Genomic DNA, 5,457 nt, shown 5'->3' with positions numbered 1-5,457 from the left:
TATTTCGGGATGGTGACGACGAGGCGCTTGCATCAAACCGCCTAAAGGCCAGTTCCCGGAAAGGTCGACCAAGCTTGCCGACGTTTCTCACCCGAGGGCAAACATGCCAAGCGGGCTATGCTTGCGTGCGATGCTATAAATGAAAAGAAAAGCTGCGATCGCGCCGGCCATCGCCGCCAACCGCAACTTGAACGCCTTGGCTCGGAGCGCCCAGTAACCCAGAAAAATATAGAGCGGCAGCATGACCACGACCTTCATGGTCAGCCAAGTGTCAACAAACGGGTATTGACGCGTGACGGCCGTCAGCATGAGGGCAGCCGTGAAGAGCACGGTGTCGATAGCGTAGGAGGCAAGCCGCGCGAGCAGCGACGGTGGCCATGACGCCGCGAGCAAGTTCAAAGCGAGCGCCCGCATAAGGCAGAAGCCGCCGCTCGCCAGCGCCGCCGCGACGTGGACGGCGCGAATCTCGAAGTAATAGGCTTCCATGCAAGTGGCGGATCACGCCGCACGCTTCGCCGGTCCCGCCTCCAGTTCCCTGTCCTCCTGCTCCACTTCATGAGGCTGGCGGCGCGGCCGGAGCCACAGGCTGACAACGAACCAGGCGAAGGCCAATGCGCCTATCGAGAAGACCGTGTCGCCCGGCACGCGCATCCATACCAAAAGATCGACGATCGGCTGCTGCATGAACTGCTCAGAGCGGGCGTACCAATAACCTTCATTGATCGCGGCAAGGAGTTGCAGCGTGCCGAGCGGCAGGAGCGTGAACAACGCCATCATCGCCAGCCCCACGTTGAAGCACCAGAAGCTGATGCTGAGGATCTTCTCGTTCCAGACGAGTTCGGGCATCATTCCGCGCAGGCAGAACAACACGAGGCCGATGCCGAGCATCCCATAGACGCCGAACAGCGCCGTGTGGCCGTGCAGCGGTGTCAGGTTGAGCCCCTGCATGTAATAGAGCGAGAGCGGCGGGTTGATCAGGAAACCGAACAGACCGGCTCCCACGAGATTCCAGAAGGAGACAGCGATGAAGAACAGCACGGGCCATTTATAGCGCTGCATCCATGGCGTGGCGCCGCAAAACCGCCAATGCTCATAGGCCTCGAAGCCGATGTAGGCGAGCGGCACGACTTCCAGCGCGGAGAAACTGGCGCCAAGCGCCAGCACCGACGTCGGAGTGCCGGCGAAATAGAGATGATGCAGTGTGCCGATCACGCCGCCGGCCATAAAGACAATCGTCGCGAACAGCACCGCCGAAGTTGCCGGCTTGACTGCGACCAGGCCGAGGCGGGTGAACAGGAAGGCGACGACGGCGGTGGCGAACACCTCGAAAAACCCTTCGACCCACAAGTGCACCAGCCACCACCGCCAATACTCGACCATCGACAGATGCGTATGCTCGTTCCACATCAGCCCCGCGCCGTAGAACAGGCCGATCGCAACGGTCGAGAGGAAGAAAAGAGCGACGATGGAGCGTGACTCATTTTTTACCAGCAGCGCCGGCCACAAGGCGCGGCCGACGAGGATGAGCCACAGCAGCAGTCCGATAAAGAGGAACCACTGCCAGAAACGCCCGATATCGGCATACTCCCAGCCCTGATGCCCGAACCAGAAATTGTGTTCCAATCCCAGCCGTTGCATGACCGCGAGCCATTGGCCCGCGAAGGCGCCGACGACAATGATCAGCAAGCAGATCCAGAGCACATTCACCCCGAGCGCCTGGAACTTCGGCTCGTAGCCGGAAATCGCCGGCGCCATGTAGAGCCCAGTGCCCAGCCAGGCCGTGGCGATCCACAGCACGGCCAATTGCGTGTGCCAGGTGCGGGTGATCGAATAGGGAAGGATCTCCGCCATCGGGTAGCCGTAAAACAGCTGCCCCTCGACCTGGTAATGGGCGCTTATGGCGCCAAACAGGATCTGGACGAGAAACAGGGCAAGAAGCACCCAAAAATACTTGGCGGTCGCGCGCATGGACGGCGTGACCCTCACGTTGCGCATCGGATCACGCGCGGGCACGTCGCACGTCTCGCCGCCGCGCGCATGACTGACGGCGCGGTGCCAGCCGAGAAGCCCGATGCCGGCAAGCAGAAAAACCACGCTGAACGCAGACCAGATGAAGGTGGTTGCAGGCGGGCGGTTGTCGATCAACGGCTAGCTCGGCCAGTTGTTGGTGTAGGTGACGTGGCTTCCCGGCCGCTCCGTGGTCGCGGCCCACGCGGTCCACCAGAAGAAGGCGCATAGCGCCCGTCGATGCTCGGCGTCGGCGACAGTGCCGTTCTTCATTGCGTAGTTCTCGCGAAGCTCCGCGCTGCGCGGATCGTCGCCGAATAGGCTCTCATAGTGGCTAAAGACGAGGACGATCGCCTGAGCCCGCTCCTCAGACACAGTGATTGTCCCAGTTTTCGGATCGAACGTGTTTCGCCTCATCATCGGGCGCAGCCGTCCCCGCAGAGAACTCTGCTGCTCCTCGCTAAGATCAGCGTAGCAGCCGGCCGCGAACTCGCGGCGCGCCCAGGCGTCCAGGATGGCGACGAGTTCTCGGTGCTGCCAGTCGGCGGTCCAGTCCGGCGCGACGTAGCCGCCATGGCCCCAGACGGAGCCGAGTTGCATGCCGCCGATCGACTGCCATACCTGCCGGCCGCGCTGGATGTCGTCGATTGTATAGACCGTGCGGCCGCTTTCCGTAACAACGCGCTCCGGCAATGGCGGCGCCTTGACGCTAATTTCGCGGCCAATGAGCAAAAGCACGGCGAAGGAAAGCGCCAACAGGGCGACGAGCGAGATCCAGAGTTTACGCGCGCTTTCCACGACGCCCTCCTAGAACTCAACAGCGAAACGGCCGGCGCGGCGCATCGTAAAGGAAAGCGCCCAGTGCGAGTTCAAGAGTCGCCGCTACCTTCCAAACAGACGCTCTCGGTTCACGTCATCTAGGGAGCTTCGCGGAATCGCCAATACAGGACAAGGCGCTTCGTGTATGACGCGCTCGGTTGTGCTCCCGATGATCGAGTCCAAAGCGCTATCGCGACCATCGGTCTGCATAACGATCAGGTCAGCGCGCATTTCTACCGCACAAGCAACTATCGTTCCAACGAGACTCACCGTTGCGGATCTCCAGATTTGGAAACCCCCCGTCTTCCAGATTCAAGGCTCGAGCTATTATCGGCGACAACGCTCGTGCAACGGTCTCCATCTAGAGCCGGTCCCTCAGGTCGAGGCAAAATTACAAGCGGGAGAACTTAGAGAATGCCATCTTCCATGGCGTTCCGCTCCCAATGCTTCTTTCGTCAGCCGCTGGTCCAAATTCTAGGCTCGGCGCACCATGCCGAGGAATTCCTCTCGTGAGCGGGCGTCGTCGCGGATTACGCCGAGTAACCGGCTAGTGGTCAATGTGGATCCGAGCGTGTTCACGCCACGCAAGGTCATGCAACTGTGTTCGGCCTCGACGACCACTCCTACTCCTTGCGGCTCGAGAATTTCCTGGATGGCTTCGGCGATCTCAGCGGTTAGCTTCTCCTGAATCTGTAATCGACGCGCGAATCCGTGCACGACCCGCGCCAGTTTGGAGATTCCCACGACCCTGTTTGTCGGCAGGTAACCGACATGCGCGCGTCCGATCACCGGCAGCATGTGATGTTCGCAAAAAGTAACGACGCGGATGTTCTTCAATACGACCAGCTCGTCATAACCGCCCACTTCTTCGAACGTGCGCTTGAGATATTCGCGAGGATCGGCGGCGTAGCCAGCGAACAATTCGCGATAAGAACGCGCCACCCGCTCAGGCGTATCGATCAAACCTTCGCGGTTCGGATCGTCGCCTGCCCATTCGATAAGAACCCGCACAGCCGCTTCAGCTTCAGCCTGGGTACGCTTCGACCTTCGGACTCCGCTAAAGTTGTTGTCCAAACCCATTAAACGACTCGGGCCGTCACGAAATCGATCTGCATGGGCCGAAACTAGATATTCAGTTTGTTGGCTTGACGCTCGATCATTCGCGCATCTCCTAACATTATTCGGCGGGTGCTGCGTCTGTTGCGGTAACAACTGATCACCCCGATGGAAGCCCTGCTTGGGGCTATCCATCGGAGCTGACTTGCAGTGGCTCAGTTGCCGCGTTGCTCCTTGTTCAAAAGCTTGAGCCATCCCTCGACTTCGGCGCTCAACTTGCCCGTTCCCGCGAGTTTTAGCGTGGGCGCCAGCATGCCACGCTCGACGATCGGCAAGGGCAGCACGCCCTGTCCGCCCATGCCGTTATGCGCGGTGATCTGACCGTCCTTCGAATCCGCGAGCAGAATGCGGCCTACGACTTCGAGCTTATCCATGTCGATAACGATCAAGTCATTGGCGAATTTGCTCGCCACATAGGCGTAATAGCCGCCCCCCTTCTTATGTCCGAAGTTGACGCCGTGGCAGCCTGCTTCGCAGGGCAGGCTTTTCACCACCTTGTCGGTCTTCACGTCGACAATCGTGACTGTGGCGCTCAATGTGTTCGCCGTGACGACGTATTTGCCGTCCGGGCTGACCGGGGTCTGGATCGGAAGCAGGCCATAAGCCTCGCCCTTGTGCGCGCCGCTGATCGGGTCGTAATCGGCAGCGAGGTCGATGTCTTTGACCTTCTTCTTGTTGTCAATGTCGATGACCGTCAATGAGGAGAGCATGGCGGGGGGCGTGCCGAGCAGATTGGCGGCATAGCCCTTATGGTTCATGTCGCTCCAGATCGCGATCGGAATAACGCCGCCGGTCGGAATTTCCGTCGCTTTCTCGGTCGCGAGATCGACGACGGTAACGCTTCCCGCCAGCGCGTTCGGCGTCATCATATATTTGCCGTCGTCGGTGATGTGATGGCCGTGGGGGCCGGAATGCGGGCCGACATTAATGTTGCCCATCGCCGAAGGGAATTCGCCAGGCGACAGTTTCGCCACGCGGTCCTCGCCATTGATGGCGACATAGAGCATGCCGTTTACCGGGCTCGTCATCACATGAGACGGATTTTGTCCAACGACCTGCGTGTTAAGAACCTTTCCGCTCTCGCGGTCGAAGGTGGTCAGCCGTTTGTCGAACCATTCCGTCTGATAAATGTATTTATATGTCGGATCGGGCCACATATTGTGAGGGTTGTTCATATTCTGCTCGACGCCCTTGACTTTTTTCTTGAGCGTCCAATCCGCCGCGTCGATTTGCGTCGCCGTTCCGAACTTCGTCTTGCCGCTCACCCCTTCAAACTGCGTGTTGACCCAGACCTCGCCGACGCCGGGCGTCTTGGGCGTCAGCAGCGTGTTCGGCGCCGAAAGGCTGAGCGCGCTCAGATTGATCTGCGCGCCGCCGAGATTGAGTCCGAGATCGGGAAGCTTCACCTCCCACTTCGGCTGCCGATAGTCGCGCCATAGCGCCGGCGTCGTGGCGACGAAGAAGGTGCGGAGCAGCTTCTTGGCGATGTCGCTTGTCGTCGGAACTTTGGCGCCG

At 60.0% G+C, this 5,457-nt stretch carries 6 protein-coding genes; all 6 read right to left on the bottom strand.

Translation table 11 applies throughout. The annotated features are described in order from the left end of the window. Positions 1–87 precede the first annotated feature (87 nt). Entirely contained in the window at positions 88–486 is a 399-nt protein-coding gene (locus ACR65W_RS19100) for a SirB2 family protein (protein ID WP_109026893.1), read from the bottom strand. A gap of 12 nt (positions 487–498) precedes the next feature. Then, positions 499–2,145 carry a nitric-oxide reductase large subunit gene (locus ACR65W_RS19095; RefSeq protein ID WP_246716395.1) on the bottom strand — a complete coding sequence of 549 codons (1,647 nt, stop codon included), beginning with the start codon at positions 2,143–2,145 and terminating at the stop codon, positions 499–501. 3 nt (positions 2,146–2,148) lie between these two features. Next, positions 2,149–2,805, bottom strand: coding sequence for a hypothetical protein (locus ACR65W_RS19090; RefSeq protein ID WP_434503006.1), 657 nt, complete (start codon positions 2,803–2,805; stop codon positions 2,149–2,151). Between the two features lie 84 nt (positions 2,806–2,889). Beyond that, the gene (locus ACR65W_RS19085; protein ID WP_196399175.1) at positions 2,890–3,096 is read right to left on the bottom strand and encodes a universal stress protein; all 207 of its coding nucleotides are present in this window, start codon (positions 3,094–3,096) and stop codon (positions 2,890–2,892) included. A 204-nt stretch (positions 3,097–3,300) separates the two neighbouring features. After that, positions 3,301–3,906 (bottom strand): GTP cyclohydrolase I FolE, encoded by a 606-nt coding sequence (folE, locus tag ACR65W_RS19080; protein WP_109026895.1) that lies wholly within the window; start codon positions 3,904–3,906, stop codon positions 3,301–3,303. Positions 3,907–4,097: 191 nt separating this feature from the next. Then, positions 4,098–5,457: YncE family protein (locus ACR65W_RS19075; protein WP_434499147.1), on the bottom strand; the 1,360-nt coding region annotated here is incomplete at its 5' end.

The organism is Methylocystis sp., assembly GCF_051062815.1.
Taxonomy (GTDB): Bacteria; Pseudomonadota; Alphaproteobacteria; order Rhizobiales; family Beijerinckiaceae; genus Methylocystis.
This window is presented reverse-complemented; position numbering and strand designations above follow the sequence as displayed.